Here is a 615-nt window from a genome sequence, read left to right as displayed (position 1 = left end):
ACCTGAGTCAATCAAACGGCGTTTTATAGTCATGCGGCTGATGTCGATGCCAAATTCTTGATATGCAGAAATGATGTCAGCGACCAAAAATTCTTTATCGAGTGCGAACAGCAGCACTGATGTGTACTCAATCGAAGCACGCAGTTTCTGCCATGCTTTTTCGATGGTTTTTTGGTGGTCAAACGCTAGGGTTTCTTCTCCATTGAGGATCGCCTGCAATGGGAACCATTTGAGCTGACACTCGGGCACGCCAGCATTGTTGATTTGCTCGACGTTATTGCGGTCAACCAATGCGTAGTGGGTGATGTTTAAGCTCCAATCTTCCGGATCGCGCTTAGGATCACCGTCGATAAACGCTTCGCTGAAGTGACGAGGATAGGTATGAATCTTCTCGCGGCAAATGCGTCGGCGCGCCGCTTCAAAGTTTTCATCTGCCGGACGTCCGCCTTCGCTGGTCAAGTCTTTATCAAAGACAAACCCGCCCGGTAATGCCCAGACACCATGGTAAGGCCGATTCGGATTTGAACGTTTAATCAGCAACACTTCCAATCCTTTATCGGCACAGCCAGATAGCCTGAATGGAATAATGTCGACAGTTACGATCATGGTTGGGTC

The 615-nt window shown here is 48.6% G+C and carries 1 protein-coding gene; it reads right to left on the bottom strand.

Annotated features, from left to right (window positions below; all coding sequences use genetic code 11):
* A partial coding sequence (locus R7Q09_RS26735; RefSeq protein ID WP_318144021.1) for an NUDIX domain-containing protein occupies nucleotides 1–606 on the bottom strand: 606 nt, incomplete at its 3' end.
* Nucleotides 607–615: the final 9 nt, after the last annotated feature.

This window comes from Vibrio sp. 2130-1 (assembly GCF_033339515.1).
Note: the sequence above shows the minus strand (reverse complement) of the source record. Positions and strands in the feature narration are given on the sequence as shown.